At 57.8% G+C, this 23,344-nt stretch carries 19 protein-coding genes; 3 read left to right on the top strand and 16 right to left on the bottom strand.

Going from position 1 to position 23,344, the window contains the following annotated elements:
* Positions 1–13: 13 nt before the first annotated feature.
* From AC2FGB_RS09840 to ftsW, 5 genes are all read right to left on the bottom strand, one after another.
* Positions 14–268, bottom strand: coding sequence for a DUF2484 family protein (locus AC2FGB_RS09840; RefSeq protein WP_142635031.1), 255 nt, complete (start codon positions 266–268; stop codon positions 14–16).
* On the bottom strand, positions 265–513 hold the full coding sequence (locus tag AC2FGB_RS09835; protein WP_142635033.1) for a DUF2484 family protein: 249 nt from the start codon (positions 511–513) through the stop codon (positions 265–267). The genes AC2FGB_RS09840 and AC2FGB_RS09835 overlap by 4 nt, the downstream gene beginning before the upstream one ends.
* Before the next feature lie 88 nt (positions 514–601).
* Complete coding sequence (gene murC / locus AC2FGB_RS09830; RefSeq protein ID WP_282021454.1) at positions 602–1,999, bottom strand: UDP-N-acetylmuramate--L-alanine ligase; 1,398 nt, start codon at positions 1,997–1,999, stop codon at positions 602–604.
* Positions 1,996–3,093 carry a UDP-N-acetylglucosamine--N-acetylmuramyl-(pentapeptide) pyrophosphoryl-undecaprenol N-acetylglucosamine transferase gene (locus AC2FGB_RS09825; protein ID WP_496693954.1) on the bottom strand — a complete coding sequence of 366 codons (1,098 nt, stop codon included), beginning with the start codon at positions 3,091–3,093 and terminating at the stop codon, positions 1,996–1,998. Before AC2FGB_RS09825 ends, murC begins: the two co-directional genes overlap by 4 nt.
* Entirely contained in the window at positions 3,093–4,256 is a 1,164-nt protein-coding gene (ftsW, locus tag AC2FGB_RS09820; RefSeq protein ID WP_496689711.1) for a putative lipid II flippase FtsW, read from the bottom strand. Before ftsW ends, AC2FGB_RS09825 begins: the two co-directional genes overlap by 1 nt.
* Before the next feature lie 483 nt (positions 4,257–4,739).
* Here ftsW and AC2FGB_RS09815 point away from each other — a divergent pair, with 483 nt between their 5' ends.
* Entirely contained in the window at positions 4,740–5,921 is a 1,182-nt protein-coding gene (locus tag AC2FGB_RS09815; RefSeq protein ID WP_142635040.1) for a BaiN/RdsA family NAD(P)/FAD-dependent oxidoreductase, read from the top strand.
* A 22-nt stretch (positions 5,922–5,943) separates the two neighbouring features.
* On the opposite strand, the gene AC2FGB_RS09810 is transcribed toward AC2FGB_RS09815, so the two are convergent.
* The 10 genes from AC2FGB_RS09810 to mraZ all read right to left on the bottom strand — a co-directional run bounded on the left by AC2FGB_RS09810 (position 5,944) and on the right by mraZ (position 17,188).
* On the bottom strand, positions 5,944–6,318 hold the full coding sequence (locus tag AC2FGB_RS09810; RefSeq protein ID WP_246097157.1) for a glycine zipper family protein: 375 nt from the start codon (positions 6,316–6,318) through the stop codon (positions 5,944–5,946).
* Between the two features lie 111 nt (positions 6,319–6,429).
* Positions 6,430–7,824 carry a UDP-N-acetylmuramoyl-L-alanine--D-glutamate ligase gene (gene murD / locus AC2FGB_RS09805; RefSeq protein ID WP_496693955.1) on the bottom strand — a complete coding sequence of 465 codons (1,395 nt, stop codon included), beginning with the start codon at positions 7,822–7,824 and terminating at the stop codon, positions 6,430–6,432.
* Between the two features lie 72 nt (positions 7,825–7,896).
* On the bottom strand, positions 7,897–9,252 hold the full coding sequence (locus tag AC2FGB_RS09800) for a tetratricopeptide repeat protein (RefSeq protein WP_496693956.1): 1,356 nt from the start codon (positions 9,250–9,252) through the stop codon (positions 7,897–7,899).
* Between the two features lie 321 nt (positions 9,253–9,573).
* On the bottom strand, positions 9,574–10,656 hold the full coding sequence (gene mraY / locus AC2FGB_RS09795) for a phospho-N-acetylmuramoyl-pentapeptide-transferase (RefSeq protein ID WP_142635045.1): 1,083 nt from the start codon (positions 10,654–10,656) through the stop codon (positions 9,574–9,576).
* Between the two features lie 24 nt (positions 10,657–10,680).
* Positions 10,681–12,075: a UDP-N-acetylmuramoyl-tripeptide--D-alanyl-D-alanine ligase gene (locus AC2FGB_RS09790; RefSeq protein WP_496693957.1), complete on the bottom strand. Its 1,395-nt coding sequence runs from the start codon at positions 12,073–12,075 to the stop codon at positions 10,681–10,683.
* Complete coding sequence (locus tag AC2FGB_RS09785; protein ID WP_496693958.1) at positions 12,072–13,553, bottom strand: UDP-N-acetylmuramoyl-L-alanyl-D-glutamate--2,6-diaminopimelate ligase; 1,482 nt, start codon at positions 13,551–13,553, stop codon at positions 12,072–12,074. The genes AC2FGB_RS09790 and AC2FGB_RS09785 overlap by 4 nt, the downstream gene beginning before the upstream one ends.
* Positions 13,554–13,574: 21 nt before the next feature.
* Entirely contained in the window at positions 13,575–15,362 is a 1,788-nt protein-coding gene (locus AC2FGB_RS09780; protein ID WP_496693959.1) for a peptidoglycan D,D-transpeptidase FtsI family protein, read from the bottom strand.
* Positions 15,359–15,727, bottom strand: coding sequence for a cell division protein FtsL (ftsL, locus tag AC2FGB_RS09775; protein ID WP_142635053.1), 369 nt, complete (start codon positions 15,725–15,727; stop codon positions 15,359–15,361). The genes AC2FGB_RS09780 and ftsL overlap by 4 nt, the downstream gene beginning before the upstream one ends.
* Positions 15,724–16,716, bottom strand: a complete 993-nt coding sequence (rsmH, locus tag AC2FGB_RS09770; RefSeq protein ID WP_496693962.1) for a 16S rRNA (cytosine(1402)-N(4))-methyltransferase RsmH — start codon at positions 16,714–16,716, stop codon at positions 15,724–15,726. Before rsmH ends, ftsL begins: the two co-directional genes overlap by 4 nt.
* A gap of 4 nt (positions 16,717–16,720) precedes the next feature.
* A complete protein-coding gene (gene mraZ, locus AC2FGB_RS09765; RefSeq protein ID WP_271950297.1) occupies positions 16,721–17,188 on the bottom strand; it encodes a division/cell wall cluster transcriptional repressor MraZ in 468 nt (155 codons plus the stop codon).
* A 918-nt stretch (positions 17,189–18,106) separates the two neighbouring features.
* On the opposite strand from mraZ, the gene AC2FGB_RS09760 reads away from it, so the two are divergent.
* Positions 18,107–18,331 (top strand): DUF1127 domain-containing protein, encoded by a 225-nt coding sequence (locus AC2FGB_RS09760; RefSeq protein ID WP_142635057.1) that lies wholly within the window; start codon positions 18,107–18,109, stop codon positions 18,329–18,331.
* A 394-nt stretch (positions 18,332–18,725) separates the two neighbouring features.
* On the opposite strand, the gene AC2FGB_RS09755 is transcribed toward AC2FGB_RS09760, so the two are convergent.
* A complete protein-coding gene (locus tag AC2FGB_RS09755) occupies positions 18,726–21,122 on the bottom strand; it encodes an ATP-dependent helicase (protein WP_142635059.1) in 2,397 nt (798 codons plus the stop codon).
* A 181-nt stretch (positions 21,123–21,303) separates the two neighbouring features.
* Here AC2FGB_RS09755 and AC2FGB_RS09750 point away from each other — a divergent pair, with 181 nt between their 5' ends.
* Complete coding sequence (locus AC2FGB_RS09750) at positions 21,304–23,091, top strand: sensor domain-containing diguanylate cyclase (RefSeq protein WP_496693963.1); 1,788 nt, start codon at positions 21,304–21,306, stop codon at positions 23,089–23,091.
* Positions 23,092–23,344 lie beyond the last annotated feature (253 nt).

Here is a 23,344-nt window from a genome sequence, read left to right as displayed (position 1 = left end):
CAAGCTGTATCCGCTATTGCGCGGCACCCAGGATCCGACGCAACCACCGGCCCAGATAAATCACGGGCCAACGCAGTACCGAGATCCCAGCAACCAGAACAATCAACCCGATCCACGGACCGTTCTGCAGCGTGACATAGCCAACGATAGGAATACCCGCAGCAATCAAGAAATAGGCGCGGGTCCAGTGATTATCCTTGCTGGGGATCATCGCCAGGACATTCGCAACAACTCCCCACAGGGCGGCAAGGGCAATGGACCAATTCATTCGTCGTCCCCTCGGCCTGTCCAACGTTGCCAATAGTGGCGAATTGGGTTTCGGAACATGGATGCAAAAGCCGCAAAGCCCAGGACCGAAAAGAACCAGCCGAAATCGTAACCCAGCCAGACAATCAGCGCCGGCGCAACGATAACCAACACAATCCCCGGTGGAAATTGCAGGCGCATCGGTAGCATGGCCACGATAGTCGATGCTATGACCCACAACCCTGCAAATAATACCGAATACGCCAAATCTTGCCTCCGAGACCGCTTTTTCTGCGGTTGCACGATCACTCTTTAGGGTTGCACCACAAAAGAGTCCATTACGTCACATCGCCTGTTATTTCTGCAAGCGCGAAGGCAGGCCATTGGCCCAGGCGCTGATCGTACCGGCACCAAGGCAGACAACCATGTCTCCGGGGCGGGCCTGTTCACGAACCAGGCGTTCAAGATCGGATTCGTCCATCAAAGCGCGGGCATGTCGATGCCCATGCCGGATCAGCCCCTGAACCAGGTCATCGCGGGACGCCCCTTCGATCGGGTCCTCTCCGGCAGCGAAAATATCGGCGATGGCAACAACGTCGGCGTCATTGAAACAGGTACAGAAATCATCGAACAGATTAGACAAACGCGAATACCTGTGGGGTTGATGGACCGCTATCACTCGGCCTTCAGTGGCCTGGCGTGCGGCTTTCAGAACCGCTGCGATTTCAACCGGGTGGTGACCGTAATCGTCGATGATCGTGACGCCATCGACCTCACCCACTTTGGTAAAGCGACGATTGACGCCACCGAAATTAGCCAACGCTTCGCGGATTTCGGCGGCTTTCATGCCCAGGTGGCGGGCAACAGCGACGGCCGACAATGCGTTCGAGACGTTGTGGTCGCCGGGCATCGGCAGGGTGCAACCCTCGATCCTCTTGTCTTCGTATTGCAGGTGAATGTCGAAATGTGCGACGCCGCCCTTATAGGTCAGGTTCTCGGCCCGCACATCCGCCTGCGCGTTGAAACCATAAGTCCGCACGCGCCGGTCTGTGATGCGACCCACCAGTGTTTGCACTTCGGCGTGGTCGGTGCAGCAGACGGCAAGCCCGTAAAACGGCAGGTTCGAGACAAATTCGTAGAACCCGTCGCGCAGCTGGTCGAAATCGCCCCAATGTTCCATATGCTCGGGGTCGATATTGGTGACAATGGCAATGGTCGCAGGCAGACGGTTGAACGAGCCGTCGGATTCGTCCGCCTCGACCACCATCCATTCGCCCTGCCCCATCCGCGCGTTCGAGCCATAAGCGTGAATGATACCGCCATTGATCACGGTCGGGTCAAATTCCCCTGCCACCATCAGTTCAGCCATCATCGTGGTGGTGGTGGTCTTGCCGTGGGTTCCGGCAATGGCAATGTTGGATTTCAGGCGCATCAACTCGGCCAGCATGTCGGCCCGACGCACCACTGGCAGGCCGCGCGCACGGGCACCGTCCAGCTCCGGGTTGCCCGGTTTGATCGCGGTCGACACCACAACCACGGCGGCGTTCTCAAGGTTTTCAGCGCTTTGACCAACGAAGATTTCGGCCCCCAGCCCCGCCAAACGGTCGGTGATCTTCGAGGCCTTCAAGTCCGAACCTTGCACACGATAGCCTAGATTCAAAAGCACCTCGGCAATGCCCGACATCCCGATCCCGCCAATCCCCACAAAATGGATCGGCCCGACATCCTGCGGCAGTTTGGTTGCTGGGGTCATGCGGTCTCCTTCTGCGCCAACTGTTCGACCTGGGCGACCAAGCGCTCGGTCGCGTCCGGTGCGCCGGTCGATAAGGCGGCATGGGCCATCTTTTGCGCGGCTTCGGGGTTTGTCAGAACTGCGGTGATTTGCTGTGTCAGCGAAGGAACGTCAAGCAGGTTCTCGGGGATCATGATTGCCCCTCCGGCCTGAACCAGCCCGCGTGCATTGGCGGTCTGATGATCGCCCGCTGCGGCGGCATACGGGATCAGGATCGAGGGCCGCCCGATGACGGATATATCCGCCACACTTGACGCGCCTGAGCGTGATATCACCAGCTGCGCATCAGACATGCGACGGGGCACATCCTGAAAGAACGGTTTCACTTCGGCACGGATACCGTGGTCGTCATAAAACGCGGAAACACGGGCGCCGTCTTCGTCGCGGGCCTGATGCGCGACACGAATATGTCGGCGCATCTCATCAGGCAGCGCGGCAATCGCTTCGGGCACAATCTGACTAAGGATGCGCGCACCTTGCGAGCCACCCATCACCAGGATCGACATCGGGTAATCGCCCGGTGGGATATAGCCCGCCGCAGCCCGGTCCAGCACGGCGGCCCGAACCGGGTTGCCGGTATGTATGCCCTTTGCACCGTCCGGCAGATCAGTCGGCCAGACACCACAAGCCACCTGCGCCACGCGGGTCGCAAACAGCTGATTCACGCGGCCCAAAACGCCGTTCTGCTCATGGATCATGCGCGGGATCTTCAACATCGTCGCAGCGCCCAGCGCTGGGATCGAGGGGTAACCGCCAAAGCCGACCACGACGTCCGGTCGGTCGCGCAGCATCTGAAACGCCATACCGGCGACACCACCTGCGATCTTGGGACCGACCATCAGTTTGGCGGCCAGTCCGCCACGAGCGAAGGTTGCCGAGGACGCCTCGACAATTTCAGTCGAATGCGGAAAGCCACCCGTATATCGTGCGCCGCGCGTATCGGTGGACAAGCGCACACGCCAGCCCCTGTGCAGCATCGCCTCGGCTAGCGCCTGAGCCGGGAACATGTGGCCCCCGGTCCCGCCAGCCGCAATCAGAAGGTAGGGTTTGCCCATCAGCCTCGTCCGCGTAGAATATCACCAAGTTCGCCCTGTGGGCGGGTGCGGGTAAACGCCAGAAGCATGCCGATTGCAATACCACCTGCAATCAGCGAGGACCCACCATAGCTAACGAACGGCAAAGTCATGCCTTTGGCAGGCAAAAGGCGCACGGCGACGCCCATATTGATCATCGCCTGAACCCCGAACATGCAGGCCAGACCGGTGCCCGCCAGGCGGATGAACATGTCGCGCTCGCGCATCAGCCGCAGCAATGACCGCACGACGATCAGGGAATACAGCGCGATGATGATCAGCACCAGGATCAGGCCATATTCCTCGGCCGCGACAGCGATGATGAAATCCGTATGGGCATCGGGCAGCGACCATTTCACCTGCCCTTCACCCACGCCGACACCGAAAAGCCCGCCCTCGCGGATCGCATTGGTGGCATAGCCCAGCTGGGTGGTCGGATCGACCTCTTGGTTCAGAAATCCGTCAATACGTCGGGCGAAATGTTCCGAGTTGGAATAGGCGAACATACCGCCTAGCACGACAAACCCCGCCATACCAACCAGCAACAACATCGGCGCACCGGCAACGAAATACATCACGCCCCAGCCAAACAGGATCAGGCAGGCCTGACCAAAATCGGGCTGCATAACCAACATGGCGACAATCGCCATGCACAGCGCAAAAGACCATAGCCGACCGGGCGGGCCGTTGATCTGTTGTGACGCGGCCAGCAACCAGGCCGCCACAACGATAAACCCGGGTTTCAGAAATTCAGACGGCTGCAGCGAGGCAAAGCCAAGCGAATACCAACGCACCGCACCTTTGCCAAAATCTGTGCCAAAGACGGGAAGGAAGACCAGCGCGACAAAAGCAGCAAGAAACCCCAACACCGCCAGACGTCGAACCAGTGTGGGCGACATCATCGAAGTCAGCAGCATCGCAACAAGCGCCATTCCGCCGAACAACGCCTGGCGTTCGACGTAATGGAACGGGTCGAACCCGTTGCGACCAGCCAGCGGCGGCGATGAGGCCAACCCCAGCAACAGCCCGATGACAAACAGGATCAGTACGCAGGACATCGTCCAACGATCAATCGTCCGCCACCACTTCGGTAGAATCGGTTCTCCGCGCTGGTCTTGGACCGCGCCATACACCATCTCAGTCATGAGATACCGCCACTATCTGCCTCGTCAACGCCCCGTTTTCGGGGTCTACGTGCGAGTCTACAGGGGTTTTAGCGTTTGGGCTAGTGGAATGACGCCGCAACAGGGGGAAATTGGCGCCTTCAAGCCAGTGATCCGCTTCATGGCTTCCCGTCCCGGGCGTTCGGATCACCTAGGGAACAAGATCGTAGTGCTTTATCCTCCTGGATTCGACCAATTCAGCCTTTTTTCCCAGTTGAACTGTGACTTGGGAAATGCGCGTGATCACTGAACCGGCCTCCTGTGCAGTGCGTCAAATTGAGCTTCCTTGTCAGGCGTATTCTGGCACATGGTATTCCGGCCAATATCACAAATGTTCCAACTGCCAATTTCATTCCATTTTCCCAAACCAATCAGAGGACGGAGCCACAGTCACGGACGGACGTTTGCAGCGCGTTTTCACGTCTCCCCCTTGCCATCCCAGCCATTCCACGCCATCCCCCGCGCATGACTTATGATACGATCATCCTGGGCGCCGGTGCTGCTGGCTTGATGTGTGCCGCCCATTGCGTTGGGCGCGTTCTGGTGATCGATCACGCGAAGGCGCCGGGTGAGAAAATCCGCATATCGGGCGGCGGGCGGTGCAATTTCACCAATATGTATGCAGGGTCAGGCAACTTCCTGTCTCAGAACCCGCATTTCTGTAAGTCCGCATTGGCGCGCTACACGCAGTGGGATTTCATTGAAATGGTCGGGCGTCATGACATCGCTTGGCACGAGAAAACACTGGGACAGCTGTTCTGCGACGGTTCCTCGAAACAGATCATCCAAATGTTGCTGGATGAAATAGAGCGCGCCGGGGCCGAGCTGTGGGTAAGGACCGAGATGAAGGACCTGCGCAAAACCGACACTGGTTTCGCGCTGACGGTTGAGCGCGAGGGGCAGCGTCATGCCCTGACCTGCACCAATCTGGTACTGGCCACAGGCGGCAAGTCGATCCCTAAAATGGGGGCGACGGGTCTGGCTTATGACATCGCGCACCAGTTTGGATTGCGGATGACCGAGACACGCGCGGCTCTGGTGCCGTTCACCTTTTCCGATGGCAGGTTCAAGGACCTGTCCGGTGTCTCGCTGCCGACGCGGCTGTCGAACGACCGGACCAGCTTTGACGAGGCTTTGCTTTTCACCCATCGCGGCCTCAGCGGACCAGCTGCGCTGCAACTATCCTCATACTGGCGCGAGGGTGAGGCGATCCGGGTCAACCTCATCCAGGATATGCCACTGTTCGACCTGCTGCGAGATCAGCGCCAAAACAGCGGACGCAAAGCCCTGACTACTGAACTTTCCCGGCAGTTACCCGCGCGATTGGTCGATTTCCTGAGCCAACACATTCCCATGCAGGGCAATCTGGCCGACCAATCGGACACTGCCCTTTCGGACCTGGTCGAGGCCCTGTCGAACTGGCATCTGACCCCTTCCGGGACCGAAGGCTATCGCACCGCCGAGGTCACGCTGGGCGGCATCGACACCGATGATCTGTCGTCAAAAACGATGGAGGCCAGGGATGTCCCCGGCCTCTATGCGATAGGTGAAGCGGTGGATGTCACCGGTTGGCTGGGCGGGTACAATTTCCAATGGGCATGGTCCTCAGGCCATGCCGCTGGAACTGCAATCGCCAGTCGTGGTTAGCCGACACGGTATTTGCGCGGCACTAGCCGACGACGTTGTACCCACGGCCACGCATGCAGTTACGCACCAACACTTCTTTGTTCTGGTTCTTGTTGATCACATCCGCACCGGCGCCAACCAACGCACCTGCAACTGCAGCACGGCCCAGATTATCGCTGCTGTCCTGTACGATCCCGGTCACTGCGGCTGCGCCAACGGCGCCGATGGCTGCATTCCCGGCCGTGGTGCCATCAACAGATGCCTGCGATGCCGCAAGCTGTTGGCACTGCTGCAGATCAACGTTGTAATTAGGGCCAACCGGACCATCAATGATCGGCTGGTAGTTTGCGCCAGTGTTGGTGCAGGCACCCGCAATCAGAATGGCAGGCAGGATCAGGGAAAACTTACGATATGGCATAGTCATAACCTCGTGTTGAATTTGACGGGTAGCAAAACCAAAAAATATGGCGCGTCAAGCTGATAGCATCTCAGCTTGGCCCAACCGGCGATCTATTGCAAATGGCGTGTTCTAAAGCCGTTTGCGAACCTGTTCGGCAAAATCCTCACCGCGTTGTTCGAAATTGTCATATTGATCAAAACTGGCTGCGGCAGGGGCCAGCAAAATCGTCTCGCCCGACTGCGCGTCGTTCATTGCCTGTTCAACGGCTTCTGCCATTGTGGTGCAAACCACGGTATCTGCCTGTAACTGCATTGCAAATCCGGCAGCTTCGCGCCCGATCACATAAGCCTTGAGCACATGTTCACTGGCTGAGTTGAGTGCAGACAACCCGCCCTCTTTCTCAAGCCCGCCACAGATCCAGCGGACCTTCTTGAACGCGTTCAACGCCTTTACAGCGCTGTCGACATTGGTCGCCTTTGAATCGTTCACATAGGTGACCCCATCCGCTTCGGCAATGATCTGACTGCGATGCGGCAGGCCCGGATAGCTGTGCAACGCATCCTGAATGATCCGTGGGGCCAACCCCAACGCGCGGCACGTGGCGTAGGCGGCACAGGCATTCTGGTGATTATGTGCACCGGGCAGACCTTTGATCTCGCGCAGGTCAATCGACCCCGCCTGTCGCCCCTTGCGATATTCCGACAGGAACCCTTTGCGCGCAAATACCTGCCATCCGGGTCCGGTCAACTTGCGGGCAACCGAAATACGGATCACCCGGTCATCCGTTGGCGCTTCGGCCAGCTGACCAGCCAGAAAGGCGCCTTCGTCCTCATCCACGCCGATCACGGCACGGTCAGGGCCACCTTCGGCAAACAGACGGCGCTTGGCGGCGAAATAGCCCCCCGTGCCGCCGTGACGATCCAGATGATCCGGTGACAGATTGGTGAAAACGGCCACATCAGGTGTCAGCGACCGCGCAAGCTCTGTCTGATAGCTCGACAACTCCAACACCACGACCGAGCCATTGCCCCCTGGATCAATGTCCAAAACGCCTCGGCCGATATTCCCCGCCAGCTGTGCCTCACGGCCGGCTTCGATAAGGATATGATGGATAAGGGCGGCGGTGGTTGATTTCCCGTTCGACCCGGTTACCGCGACGACGCGGGGCGGAATATCGAGATTGTCCCATTCCGGCCCAGCGAACGAGCGGAAAAACAAACCGATATCGTTATCCACCGGCACCCCGGCCTCAAGCGCTGCGGCCACCACAGGGTTCGGCGATGGGTAGAGATGCGGTATCCCGGGTGAGACAATCAGACAGGCAACCTCATCAAACGCCCCGTGACGGCCTAGATCGCAGCATGTGAACCCTTCGGCTTCGGCCGCCGCGCGTGCAGCCGGATTATCATCCCAGCAGACGGGTTCGGCAGTACCGGCCCGCAAGGCGCGCGCCGTGGTCAGGCCAGACCGACCCAGCCCCAGAACCGCAACTTTCTGTCCAGAAAACCCTTTGACCGGGATCATTCGTGCACTCCATCCTTGCCGTTTGCCGCGCAGACTACCCTGTACAGGCCACGATGTGGAATGCAAGCGCGGTTAGCCGGGCTTGTTTGCGCGCAAGTCATTCAAGTTTTTCTGGACGGTTACCGTTTTTGGGTGCTCGGACCCTAGAGCCTTCTCAAGAATGCCCAGCGCCTCGCGACATAGCGGCTCGGCTTCATCATACCGACCCGTTGCAGTCAGCAAACCGGCGAGGTTATTGAGGTCGATTGCGTAGCCGTGATGATCGACACCAAGCGCTTTGCGGTCAATCTCAAGCACCTCGCGATAAAGCGGCTCGGCCTCATCGTAGCGACCAGTAGCCTCCAGCAACATGGCGAGATTGTTGAGGTCGGTTGCATAGCCGGTGTGCTCGGAGCCCAGCGCATTGCGGTCAATCTCCAGTGCCTCGCGATAAAGCGGCTCGGCCTCATCATAACGACCCATTGTCTTTAGCAACACGGCGAGGTTGTTCAGTCGGATGGCATAGTTCGGATGTTCGGCACCAATCGTTTTGCGACCAATCTCCAATGCCTCTTGATAGAGCGGCTCGGCCTCGTCATAAAGACCCATAGTCTGCAGCAACCCGGCAAGATTGTTGAGACGGATGGCATAGTCTGGATGCTCGACACCGACCGTTTTGCGACCAATGGCCAGTGCCTCGCGATAGAGCCCCTCAGCATCATCTAAACGACCCGTTGTTTCCAGCAACGAGGCGAGATTGTTGAGACGGATGGCATAGTCCGGATGCTCGACACCGACCGTTTTACGACCAATCTCCAGTGCCTCGCGAGAGAGTAGCTCGGCCTCATCGATGCGGTCCAGCGCTTTTAAGTTGATTGCATGTTCGTTGAGTGCCTGAGCGAGACCTTCAAGTGTTTCATCCAATCGGGCAACTTCTAGAAGTTCACCGCTGAAACGCAAGGCTGCATCATAGTTGCCAGAGCGCTCTGCAAGGTCGCTGGCCTTTCGCAAGTTCTCAAAACGTGCATCCAGTTTTGCCGCCCGGGCATAGTGCGCAGCAGCATCAGCCCAGCGGACTTCAGCCTCAGCAATCTCTCCACGGCCAAAGGCCGCGCGCGCGGCTTCCTCAATCTCCAGTTTGCGACGCTCCTCAATTTCGGCAAACAAATCATCCGCGATGGAGTAATCGCCTTTTTCCAAAGCCTCCCGCGCCTCTGCCAGACGATCCCCGCCGATTTCATTACCGGATCGTTCCAACAGCGCTTCTAACTCGGCAATACGTTTTCGCGCTGTTGCAAGCGACGCGTCTGGATTGGCCATCTGATTTTTGAGCTCAGCAATCTGTGCAATTAACTGCGCTTTCTCATCATCACGGGCAGTTGCCAGTTTCTGCTCTAACTGATGCTCACGCTTTTCTAGAATCGCCAAATGCTGATCCAGAGTCAGCACGTTGACGTCCGGAAGCGGGGTTGGTTTAGGGTCGTCGTGCAGGGGTTTTGATTTTGGCGATATCCATTGAATACAAAACCAGATCGCACCCAGTACCATCCCGATTAACGTCAAGAAAACTGCGACCGCAGCCGAAATTGCCGTCACCCTGTTTTGGTGATCCTCATCCCCAAACCAAGCCCAAATGGAAAACCCAAAATCTGCAAGCCAATCCAACGCCGCACCAATCCATAATCTATTGCACCACCATACCGGCATGTGGTGCGTTTGGAAGGTGGGTTTCGCCTGAGTTCGGGCGTAATCTGCAGGGAACAGGCGTTGTTAGCGCACTTTCAACGTGGCCAGACCGATCATCGCCAGGATCAGAGAGATGATCCAGAACCGGATCACGATGGTGGGCTCGGCCCAGCCCTTTTTCTCATAGTGATGGTGGATAGGGGCCATCAGGAACACGCGGCGTCCTGTGCGTTTGAAGTACAGCACCTGGATGATCACGCTCAGCGCTTCGACCACGAACAGACCTCCGACAACGGCGAGCACCAATTCGTGTTTGGTGGCCACCGCAATCGCGCCCAAAGCGCCGCCCAAGGCAAGCGATCCGGTGTCCCCCATGAACACGGCCGCAGGCGGCGCGTTATACCATAGAAACCCAAGGCCAGCGCCGAACAGGGCCGAGGTGAAAATGAAGATCTCGCCGGTACCGGGCACGTAATGCACATCCAGATACTCGGTAAAGTCGACCCGGCCCACCGCATAGGCGATGATCCCCAGGGTCGATGCCGCGATCATTGCGGGCATGATCGCCAGACCGTCCAACCCGTCGGTCAGGTTCACCGCATTTGCTGAGCCAACAATCACGACAATCGCAAAGGGAATGTAGAATATCCCCAGGTTAAGCAGCGTGTCTTTGAACACCGGTACCGCAAGCTGATTCTGCAGCGCCTCAGGGTGGTGCATCGTGGCCCAAATAGATGCCAGAACCGCGATAATCACACCAAGTCCTAACCGCATTTTTCCAGAAACACCTTTGGTGTTTTGCTTGGAGACCTTGGCATAGTCATCTGCAAACCCAATGGCGGCATAGGCCAACGTTACGAATAAGACCATCCAGACATAGGGGTTGTCCCACCGTGCCCAAACCAGTGTCGATGTGACAAGCGCGCCCACGATCAGCAAGCCGCCCATGGTCGGCGTACCCGCCTTGGAAAAGTGCCCCTCGGGGCCATCATCCCGGATCGGTTGCCCTTTGCCCTGCTTGCGACGCAGAACATTGATCAGCGGTTTGCCAAAAATAAACCCGAAAATCAGCGCTGTCATAAAGGCACCGCCTGCCCGGAACGTGATGTACCTGAAGAGGTTGAAAAAATCCCCTCCGTCCGACAGGCCGGTCAACCAATAGAGCATATCAATACCTTTCCCGTGCGGCGATCATGGCTCAAGCGCGTCCCCTTGCCCCATTTCCCGCAAACCGTCAACAATTCGCGCCAGCGCCATGCTGAGTGATCCTTTGGCCAGAACAGTGTCGCCTGCGCAGATCAGCTCTGGCAGCCGTTCAGCCATCTCAACGCTGGTCTCAAACCAAAGTCCGCGCTTTTCCGCTGGCAACGCATCGTAAAGCGCTTTCATAAGCGGGCCAATGCAGTGAACCTGATCCATCTGCGTCATAGCCGCGACATTCGCCATCGCTGCATGCATGGGGATCTCTTGCGCGCCCAGCTCTTTCATATCACCCAGAAACGCGATCCGGCGCATGCCCTGTGAGGCGGCCAAAACTTCCAAGGCAGCCTCCATCGAAGTTGGATTGGCGTTATAGCTGTCGTCCAGCAATTCGATCTGACCACCACCGGCCAGCGAAATCTGCTCGCGAACGCCGCGACCTTTTACCGGCGACCAGTTGCGCAGGCCGGTGATGGCGTCGTTCAGGTCAACACCAAGTTCAACGCAGGCGGCCAATGCCCCAAGCGCATTCATGGCGAAATGAGTGCCTGCTGATTGCACATCAAAAGAGATGTCTTTTCCGTCGACGCCGGCCGTTGCATGGACCGAGTCAGGTTTTTGCACAACTCCGGTCAGCACGTAATCTGACGCAGCGCGCCCAAAATCGACGATCCCTGCTCCGGCCTCATCTGCGTATTGGCGCAGGATGTCGGCGTGTTCGATATCCGCATTCACGATGGCCGCACCGCCCGGGACCAACCCTTCGAATATCGCGGCTTTCTCTTTCGCTATACCTGCAACCGACTCGAATGCTTCCAGATGGACTGCCGCAACTGTGGTGACCATTCCCACGTGTGGACGGGCCTGACGCGCCAGCGGAGCAATCTCTCCGGGATGATTCATCCCGATCTCGATCACAGCGAATTCGGTATCGCGCGGCATCCGCGCCAGCGTCAGCGGCACACCCCAATGGTTGTTGTAGCTGGCAACGCTGGCATGAGTTTTCCCCTGCGTTTCCAGAATATTGGCTAGCATTTCCTTGGTCGATGTCTTGCCGACGCTGCCGGTTACACCGACCACGCGCGCCTCTGTCCGGGCACGAGCCGCCTGTCCCAGCGCCTCAAGCCCGGTCTGCACGTCCTCGACGATCAGTAACGGCGCGTCCGGGGAAACGCCTTCGGGTATCTGCGAGACCAGCGCGGCGCCTGCGCCCTTCTCAAGCGCTTGCGTCACAAAGTCGTGACCATCGCGCGCCGCCTTCAGCGCAACAAATAGATCTCCGGGCTGCAATGTGCGGGTGTCGATGGATACGCCATTGACCTGCCAATCGGCGGTGGCACGCCCGCCAGTGGCCGCAACAGCCTCGGCCGCAGTCCAGAGCGTCATGCTACCCTCCCGTCGAGGGCGGCCACGCTGATGCTGGCCTGTTCTACGTCGTCGAAAGGTAAAACCTGATCGCCCACGATCTGGCCTGTCTCGTGCCCTTTACCGGCGATCAGCAGCGCATCACCCGGTTGCAGGGCATCTATGCCGCGCAGGATGGCTTCGGCACGATCACCCACTTCGGTTGCCTCGGGCGCGCCCAGCATCACCGCAGTACGAATGGTAGCTGGGTCTTCGGTGCGGGGATTGTCGTCGGTAACAAATACCACATCAGCGTTATTGGCCGCAGCCTTGCCCATCAGCGGTCGCTTGGTCGCATCACGATCTCCGCCGGCACCGATGACGGCAATCAGCCGGCCCATAACATGAGGGCGCAAAGCCTTGAGTGCCGTGGCCACAGCATCTGGCGTATGGGCGTAATCGACAAACACAGCAGCTCCGTTTTCACGCGTCGCAGCCAGTTGCATCCGTCCCCGGACCGTCGTCAGATGTGGCAGGGTCTCGAAAACACGCCTGGGATCTTCGCCACCAGCGATCACCAGCCCACATGCCAGCAGGATGTTTTCAGCCTGGAACCCACCGATCAGGTTCAATCGGGTCTGATATACCTTACCCTGCCACGAAAATCGCAGATCCTGCCCGGTTGCATCAAAGCGCTGATTGAGCAGACACAGATCTGCATCACCCAATCCAACGGTCAGCACATTTTGCCCACGGGTTTCAGCGATACGACGAACCTGCCCACCCTTTGGATCGCTCATGTTGACCACAACCGTGCCGTCCTGAGGCAACACGCGGTCGAAAAGTCCTGCTTTGGCGGCAAAATACGCCTCGAAGGTTTCGTGATAATCCAGATGATCCTGGGTGAAATTCGAGAAACCCGCTGCCGCCAACTGTACCCCGTCCAGGCGGCGCTGCTCGAGACCATGCGAGGATGCTTCCATCGCGGCATGTGTCACACCGTTCTCAGCCGCGTCGGCCAAACACCGATGCAGGGTGATCGGTTCGGGCGTTGTATGCGCCAAAGGGGCAGTCCATGCGCCCTCGACCCCGGTTGTGCCCAGGTTGACGGCCGCATGACCCAGTTCCATCCAGATTTGGCGGACAAAGGTCGCGACAGAGGTTTTACCATTGGTCCCCGTCACAGCCACGATGGTCTGAGGCTGCTTTCCGAACCACAGTGCTGCGCATCCTGCCAGCGCCTGCCTTGGGTCTTCAACCACCACCAGCGCGGCATCCGACCCCGCAAGCACGCCCGCTGCGACCTCGGCCCCTTCGGCATCGGTGAGGATTGCGGCGGCCCCCATGCGCAGAGCATATTGAATGAACTCTGCGCCATGGACGCGCGTTCCCGGAAGTGCCGCAAACAGATAACCGTCTTTGACCTCGCGGCTATCAACGGCCAACCCGGTAATCTCAGGGTTTGCACCCGCACGTGCGGTCAGGGCCAGTTGGCTGAGTTTCTTAGTCCTAGTGCCCATGACCCACCTTTCGCCGGACGCCTAATTCGAGGTCAGCGTTATAGCAGCGCGCGCCTCAGGCTCAAGCCGGGGGCGCAATCCCAACAAGGGCGCGACACGCCCGATCAGCTCCGCAGCCACAGGTACGGCTGTCCACCCTGCTGTACGGCGTTTTTCGCCATAGGCCACGATGGAAGGTTCATCCAGAGTGACGATAAGTACGTATTTCGGATCATAGGCCGGGAAGATCGTCGCAAAAGTGGCGATGACTTTGTCATCATAGTACCCACCGCGCGGTTTCGGTTTGTCTGCCGTACCGGTTTTACCTGCCACGTCATACCCCGCGACATCGCCAAAGCTGGCGGTGCCATCGGTGACAACCTTGCGCAGCATCTTCTGCGCCTGCGTCGCCGCCCCCTGCGACATCACGCGCGGGCCATATTGTGACCCGCTCCGGCGCAGAATGGTTGGGCTGACATAATACCCGCCATTGGCAATCGCCGCATATCCCGCCGCCAGATGCATCGGGCTGGTCGACAAGCCATGGCCATAAGAAATGGTCACTGTGCTCAGCTCACCCCATTTCTTGGGCTTGAGCGGCTCGCCACCTTTTGCTTCGACAATCTCGAACGGGGTCGGTTCGAACATGCCCAGCGAACGCAGGAATTCCTGTTGCCGCTGCGCGCCAATTTGCAGCGCCAGACGCCCAGTACCCCGGTTCGAGCTGTGGACGATCACATCCGCCACGCTGATCTTGCCGTAATTCTTGCCGTTGAACTCACCAATCGGAAAACGCCCGATTTTCATCGGACCCGAGGTGTCGATGATCGTTTCAGAATTCACCAGACCAAGCTGAATTGCCTGCGCGGCGGTGAATATCTTGAACACCGATCCCAGCTCGTAAACGCCCTGCACATAGCGGTTGAACAAGGGGCTGTCCGATGGATCGAACCCCGAGGTCGGGGGGCGCGGGCGATCATTGGGATCAAAGGATGGCAGCGACGCCGCCGAGATGACCTCGCCCGTATGCGCATCCATCAAAACGGCTGAGGCGCCTTTGGCGTTCATGATCTTCATGCCACCAAAAAGCACCTGTTCGACAGCGGCCTGTACAGTCAGATCCAGCGAGAGTTGCAGCGGCTTGTTTCCGTTGGCAGGGTCCCGCAGATAATCGTCGAATTGCTTTTCAATCCCGGCCACGCCGATCACCTCGGCAGCACTGACACCTTCACGCCCAAAACCTGACCCGCCAAGGATATGTGCTGCCAGCTTGCCATTCGGGTATAGGCGCATTTCGCGCGGGCCGAACAGAATACCTGGATCACCGATGTCATGCACGGCTTGCTTCTGCTCGGGCGAGATACGCTTTTTGATCCACAGGAACTTGCGGTTGCCGGTGAAATCCTTGATCAGACGGTCTTTTTCCAAATCCGGGAAGATTGCCACCAGTTGATCCGCGGCGGCAATCGGATCGATCATCAACGGCGGCTGGGCATAGACGGAATAGGTGTCCAGGTTGGTCGCCAGAATGCGCCCTTCGCGGTCAACAATATTGGCGCGCTGCATCGCGATTGTGGCACCGGGGGCGTTGGCCAAGGGTTCTTGCGCCTCGGATGTCGCAAGCATCCCCATCCGAACGCCCACCACCGAGAAGGCGCAAAAGAAGAAAAGACCCAGCACCAGCAAACGGCCCTCGGCCCGAGCGCGGGCCCTGTCCTTCATATCTTCATGGCGCTTCTGGATGTTTTCGCGCTCGATAACCTTGGGATTTTCACCGCGTGCACGCGCATCCAGGACACGGGCCAGAGGGCGGAGGGGCGTGCGCGTCATGGGAACTGAACCTCTCCCAACGCCTTAATGTTGGTTATCGCCTGCAATTCGATGGGATCGACAATCGGAAGATCTGGATCCTCGGCATAGGCAACCTGATCCGCGCGCCCAAACTGCTCTGCTCGCAAGGGCAGCAGGCCGAGACGTTCAAAATTCAGATCCGCCAGCTCTCGAAGACGATCAGGACGGTTCAAATAAGCCCATTCCGCATTCAGAACGGCCAGTCGGACCTGCGCCACGCCGATCTCTCGTTGCAGTGTTTGCGTTTCTTTCACAACTTGCTGGGTGCGGTAGTTCTCTTGATACGCCCAAAGGGCCACCCCGAACACGGCCAAGGCAGTCAACACATACAATACACTCTTCATTTTGCCCTTCCCTCTAGTTGCGGCATCCCAATGGCGCGGGCTTCAATTTCCCCCGCCGGAGCCTCAGTGCGCACAGCAACACGCAGCTTGGCTGAGCGCGAACGCGGGTTTTCTTGTAATTCCTGCTCGTCCGGCCCCACTGCCTTACGGGTTTTGAGCGTAAATTGCGGCTGGTCCTGCGCAATTTCGGGCGCATAGCGATTTGCCCGGCCTGTTTTGCCCGCCCGCGACTGAAAGAACCGCTTGACCATGCGGTCTTCGATCGAATGAAACGTCACAACAGCCAGCTGCCCGCCAGGTTTCAGCGCGCGCTCAGCGGCCATCAGGCCCTGGAACAATTCTTCATATTCTGCATTCACCGCGATGCGCAGCCCCTGAAAGCTGCGTGTCGCGGGATGCGATTGACCGGGTTTGGGCCTGGGCAGACAGGATTCGATAAGCCCCACCAACCGCAAAGTGGTTGTGATCGGCTCTTCCGCCCGCGCCTTGACTATAGACCTGGCAATTCGCCTGCTGGCGCGTTCTTCACCATAGTGAAACAGGATGTCGGCGAGTTGCGCTTCGCTTGCGGTGTTGACCAGATCAGCCGCGCTTTCGCCGTCCTGGCTCATGCGCATGTCCAGCGGGCCGTCCTTCATAAAGGAAAAGCCACGCTCGGCCAAATCCAGCTGCATGGAGGAAACCCCAAGGTCCAGCACCACCCCGTCTAAGTCCTGCGCGTATTCGTCCAGACGCGAAAAGACGCCGGGCTGCATCACCAGCCGATCGCCATAGCCCTTGGCCCAGTCCGCAGCCATTTCAAAGGCCAGCGGATCACGATCAACGCCGACGACCTTGTCCGCGCCTGCCTCGAGCAGGCCACGGGTATATCCCCCGGCACCAAAGGTTCCGTCCAACCAAACACCCGACACCGGAGAGACCGCAGCCAGCAAAGGGCGCAATAATACCGGAATATGTGGTTTGTCAGAAGAGGGTTGCGCACCGGCCATGCCGTCACGCGTCCCCGACGCCATCTAGGAACACCAGAGGGTCAAAATCTTCGGGCTGATCATCCAGCCATTCTTCGGCCGCCGCTAATTCATCAGACTCATAGGTTTCAGGCTTCCAGATCTGGAACGTGTCGCCGGCAGCAATAAAGAAGGCTTCGCCCTCTAGGTCAATCTTGCTGCGCAGCTTGGCAGGCAGGACCAGACGCCCGGTCTCGTCCACATTGGTCGGAAAGGATTGCCCGTGGAACATACGCTGCAGGGTTTTCCGCTGCATCGAACCGCGCGGAAGCGCATCGATCTTGGCGTCAACCTCGTCAATCGCCTGCATAGTATAGCATTCAAGGAATTTGCGCCTGTGGTCGCCATAAACAATTACAAGTTCGGGATTGTCACCGGGCTTCCAGTTGGGATCAGAAGCTTCAAGCACACGGCGAAACGAGGCCGGGATTGATACCCTGCCCTTCGTGTCCACCTTATGGTGGCTTTCACCTCTAAACCTGCGCGCCAAGACGACTGTCCCTTTCGCTTGCGCCCCACTTGAAATTCTCACTCCCCCCAGAATTAAAACGGCGGGTTGATCTGCTGCCACTGATCAACCCGCCGCATTGACCCGCTTTGCGGGATGTCCAGCTGCGCGCGCCACCTGGGGGGATGTCTGCTCGCCCGCGCGCCGGATCTCTTGATTGATGAAAGCGAGAAGCCTGTATGAAACCTGATTTTATTGGTTCGGGGTCGTTTAGCGCCCCATGTGCCTCGTCCTCATCGGATAACTAAGGGATGGCATGGGAATTCATGGAAATCAATAGAAAATTTCTCACACTCATGCCCCAGCTCACAATGTAATCGATAAGAAAATGAATGGAAACTCAATTTATACACCAGAATTAGGATACAACTACCTTATAGTAACCATATATAGATAAATCAGAGAAATTCTGAACGTCCCATGAATTCCCAACATTTTTTTACTTTCGTCGATTCCCCGTAGATAGAGCCAGCAAATCCTCCATTCCAAACTACGAATCAACAAAGGTGGCTCGGCTCCCATGCACCCCCAAGTTACTAAAAACCACCTGAACCCACGATTTCCCATATACGCACGAGCACAGCCGTTCGGCTTCTTCGATAACCGTACCGAAGCAATCGGACCTTACGTCACGATCCTATGGTTTTCAGTGGAACCGCATTAGAAGCGACACCCTTGGCGCAACTCAAACCCATATTTTTAAGGCATATTCGATTGCCAACATTCAACTCTTTGATATCCATGCATTTGCTGCATAGCAGCATTGACGACGTCAACTATTGTGCAATCGCAGCATTTGCTTATTTTCATCCTCAAGCAAACGCCGAAACACTTCGGCACCAACATACGAAACGGGTTACGCAGATGGGTGTAGCAACACAACAAACCGCTCTGAGAAGCGCTCCGGCATTCGGCCTGGCTTCGATGATCGAAACCGCAAAGACCCGGTTTGCACGCTATCGAGCCTACCGCCAGACGGTTAACGAACTGTCCGAGCTGTCCGATCGCGAGTTGGCCGACCTGGGCCTGCACCGCTCAATGATCCGTCGGCTGGCAATGCAGGCCGCAGAAGAACAATTCGCGCGTTAAGCGCACAGCAATACAGAGATCAGACCCTACTCCTCCCTTGGGTCTGCAATCTGCGGCAACGTCTCTCCTCCTCCCTGACGTTGCCGCCTTTTATACCGGCCCTGAACGCCGGAAGCAGATACATCGGGGCTCTCCTCCTCCCTGCCCTGATGTTGAAAGTACGCGGCGACGTCTCTCCTCCTCCCTGACGTCGCCGCGTCTTCCTCATACCGGGATCAAACCCGGGTTCGGATACATCGGGGCTCTCCTCCTCCCTGCCCTGGTGTTGAAAAGAACGGCGGTTTCCTTCCTCCTCCCTGGGAACCGCCGTTTTTCGTTTCTCCCAAAGAAAAAGGCGCCCACCCAGGCGCCTTTCAAAACATTGAGCATGCGCCGTCAGGCGCATTCCTTTTGGTTAAAACGGAACGTCGTCCTTCGGAAAAAGATACTGGGCAACAACCTTCTTGGTGCCCGCCTTGTCGAACGCGACCTCAACCTTGTCGCCCTCGATGCCCTCCACAGCGCCATAGCCGAATTTCTTGTGAAACACCCGTTCGCCCAGCGTGAAACTTGCCACTGCGGTTGCGTCGATCACCGTGTTGCGGGTTTCGCGCGGTTGCGACATGCCATATTGTCCCTGCCGCGCCTGCAGCCGTTTCCAGCCGGGTGAGTTATAGACATTTGCCTCAGCCGCACGGGTTTCGATCCCGGCCGAGGGCTGCCCCCCGCCATAGAGTCCCGGAGGCGTCAGAACCTCGACATGCTCCTCGGGCAGTTCGTCAATAAACCGTGATGGCATCGAATTCTGCCATTGCCCGAACACCCGGCGGTTGGCGGCAAAGGAAATCGTACAGACCTCTTCGGCACGGGTGATGCCCACATAGGCCAGGCGCCGTTCCTCTTCGAGCCCTTTGATTCCGGTCTCGTCCATCGACCGCTGCGACGGGAACAAGCCATCCTCCCAACCCGGCAGGAACACGGCGGGAAACTCCAGCCCCTTGGCCGCATGCAAAGTCATGATCGAGACCTTTGCCCCATCCGTTTCCTTTTCATTGTCCATGACCAGGCTGACATGTTCCAAGAACCCTTGCAGGTTCTCGAAATTGTCCAGCTGGTTGACCAGTTCCTTGAGGTTTTCCAGCCGCCCCGGCGCCTCGGGCGTTTTCTCATTCTGCCAATGGGCGGTATAGCCGGATTCATCCAGCACGATCTGCGCCAGTTCGATATGCGTGTGCTCGGGCGCGCCATAGCGGATCGGAGACACCCCGTCATCAATGACGGTGTCATCATCCACTTCGATCCGTGGTCCGCGTGTCATCGCATTCCACCGAGCCAGCCCGTCGATCAACTCGCGCAGCGCCTTGCCACCCTTGCCCTTGATCAGCCCCTGCTCGACCACGATCCGCGCCCCTTCGACCAGGGACACCCCGTTTTCACGCGCCACCACTTGAATGGTCTGCTGCGCCTTGTCCCCAAGGCCGCGCTTGGGCGTGTTTACGATCCGCTCGAACGCCAGATCATCCTCGGGGCTGACCACCAACCGGAAATAGGCCATGGCATCGCGAATCTCCATCCGCTCATAAAACCGTGGCCCGCCGATCACCTTGTAGGGCATCCCGATGGTCAGGAACCGATCCTCGAACGCGCGCATCTGGTGCGACGCGCGCACGAGGATAGCCATTTCGTCCAGGTTCATCGGACGCACGCCACGCGTCCCGCTCTGCATCGCGTCGATCTCTTCTCCGATCCAACGCGCCTCTTCCTCACCATCCCAATGGCCAATCAGGCGAACCTTTTCACCCTCTTCTCTGTCGGTCCAAAGCTCTTTGCCCAACCGGCTTTCATTGCCCCGAATAACGTTCGAAGCCGCCGCCAGAATATGCGGGGTCGAGCGGTAGTTCTGTTCCAGCCGAACCACAAAAGCACCGGGAAAATCTTTCTCGAACCGCAGGATGTTGCCTACCTCGGCCCCGCGCCAGCCATAGATCGACTGATCGTCATCGCCAACACAGCAGATATTCTTATGCCCCCCGGCCAGCAGACGCAGCCAGAGATATTGGGCGACGTTGGTATCCTGATACTCGTCCACAAGGATGTAGCGGAACCAGCGCTGGTATTGCTCCAGAACATCCGGATGGGTTTGAAAGATCGTGACCATGTGCAACAGCAGATCGCCGAAATCCACCGCATTCAGCTCACGCAGGCGGGTCTGGTATTGGGCATAAAGCTCAATGCCTTTGTTATTATAAGCTCCGGCATCCGCAGCAGGCACTCTATCTGGCGTCAGCGCGCGGTTTTTCCAGTCATCAATGATCCCGGCCAGCATCCGCGCAGGCCAGCGTTTGTCGTCGATATTGGCTGCCTGAGTCAGTTGCTTGAGCAAGCGCTTTTGGTCATCCGTATCCAAAATGGTAAAATTCGACTTGAGGCCCGCCAGTTCGGCATGGCGGCGCAACAGTTTGACGCAGATCGCGTGGAACGTTCCCAGCCACGGCATCCCTTCGGCAGGTCGGCCCAGCATGCGCCCGACCCGTTCTTTCATCTCGCGCGCGGCCTTGTTGGTGAAGGTCACGGCCAGAATCTCATTCTCACGCACCCGATGAGATCTGAGCAGATGGGTGATCCGCGCGGTCAGTGCCTTGGTCTTGCCCGTGCCGGCACCTGCCAGCATCAAAACCGGACCGTCCAGCCGCTCGACCGCTTCGCGCTGTGCCGGGTTGAGGTCGTTCAAATAGTCGACAGCCACCGCAGGCATCGCCCGCGCCGACAGCAATGCGCCCTCGAAGGCGTCCATTTCGTCAAAACTGCTCATACTCTCAAACTACGCCGGATGGGCGCAAAGGGAAAGGCTTTGTTCACGGCTTGTTCACAAGCTTTTAAGATTTTCCTTGCGTTCAATTCCAACCAAATGAAGCGGTGTTCGACTGATGCCATTAACTCTCTGTAAAGCCTTAGGTCAGATGCTTGGCCCAAAGGTTTGGGAGCATATGGATATGGCATTGGCTGAGCGGGGGACGATCAATCATCGACTCAAATGGACCGGGATCACCCTATTGCTGATCAGCCTCGCCATTGGTGCGGGTTGGGGTGTCTATAGGCTTCCTGCGCCCTTGGTGGAACGGATGCTGCGGACAGATATCCTCAAACAGTCAGAATTGTGGAAACGCCGGGTTGTTTTGCATCTTGAAGACCCCGAAAAAACGCTGCGAACCGGCCATATAGACGGGCATGACGCAGAGTTTCTGACCTCGATGCCCGAAGCATCGGATGTCTACCGGTTCAGGTTGTTCGACACGAGTGGACGCGTGGTCTGGTCCACTCGTCAAGGTGAGGTCGGCCTGAGCGAAGACAGCGCGTTCTTTCGCGCCGATGTTGCCCGGGGAATGGTGTACTATTTACAAGAGGTTGTGCCCCTATCCGAGATTGACGGCTTGGACTTGCACACAGGCAACATTCAGAACTCCAGTGCGCATCACATAGTCAAAGTCTTTATGCCGGTTACCAAAAACGGTCGCTTCATCGGTGCGATAGAGTTTTTTACCGATATCTCGGATTTGCGGGCGACCTTCATAACCCGGCTGAGAATTTCGCTGATCGTTCTAAGCGGTGTGGCCCTGTTGGCGCTGGCGATGGTGTCATTGGTGACCTACAGGACCAACCGGGCGCAACTGCGCTCTTTGCACAAACAATCCGAGAAAGAGCGTGATCTGATGGCAGACCAGCTCCGCCTGGCGCGTGAGGTGCGGCTGCTAGGGGAGCTGAACGAATGGCTGCAATCCAGCCGTTCGCTGGATGAACTGTTCGATATGGTTTCGCGCTTTATGACCCATATCCTGCCCGAAGCAGAGGGCAGCGTTTACGTCTACTCGAACTCGCGCGATGTGCTTGATGGCTGTGCCAGTTGGAACGGCGGCACCCATAAGGCACATATCCACCCCGAGGGGTGCTGGGGTCTGCGCCGGGGGCGTACCTATGAATTCGGCGCCTCCGAGATTGATTTCATCTGCGAACATGCGGAACCGCATGACGGGCGCCAATATTTCTGTTTTCCGATTCTGGCTCATGGCGAGACGGTTGGATTGTTGCATCTTCGGGCACATGAAAACTGCGAAGAAGAGTTTCACGTCAGCAGGAAACTGGCGCAGCTCTGTGCTGAACAGATCAGCATGGCCATTGCAAATGTGAGGATGCGCGATCAGCTGCACGACCAGTCCGTGCGTGATCCTTTGACCGGACTGTTCAACCGTCGTCATATGACGGAAACCCTGCGCAAGTCTATTTCACGCAGTCAACAGACCGGTGTACCGCTGAGCCTGATCGCCGTTGATGTCGATCATTTCAAGAAGTTCAACGACACTCATGGCCATGATGCAGGCGACATGGTGCTGCGCGCAGTCGGAGCCGCCTTGGAACAGGGCTGTGACCGGGACGAGGTTGCCTGCCGTATTGGTGGTGAGGAATTCATGCTGATCTTGCCGGACAACACCCCGGATGACGCGGTGAGCCGTGCCGAGAAATTACGGCAGTCGGTCGAAGCGGTTTCGGTCCGATACGGTGACAAGTCGCTGCCGCGAATAACGATTTCGGTTGGTTTATCGCATTACCCGGCGCACGGCACCATGCCGCAAGATTTAATGCGCGCCGCCGATGACGCGCTGTATATGGCAAAAGACAAAGGGCGCAATCAGGTGCAAGTCGCCAAGGGAACGCCAACCGAAACCGGGTCCGCTGATAGCAACGGCCAAAAGGTTCGGACTTCAGGCCCAGTCGCGGCGGCGTGAAGCTCTAGCTAATACTTAGCAAAAACTTCACTTACCCGGCGCCTGATTGCGCGGGCAAGGTAGCCACTTCTATACTTGTTAGCTTTCTCCAAGATCTTGGCCACATCGCGATCTTGCCAACCGTCCTAGCCAGCCCTATCGCCTTTGAGCGGCACAATCCCTAGGTTCTGGACCTATTAATTTGGTTGCCGTCATCCCGCCTGCGTGATTCATACCCGTGAGTTTCAGGGGTATGACATGAGCAATCTATTCT

The sequence above is a fragment of the Ruegeria sp. CDSC021 genome, from assembly GCF_059610845.1.
The sequence above is the reverse complement of the archived record's forward strand: the minus strand, read 5'-3'. Positions and strand labels throughout refer to the sequence as shown.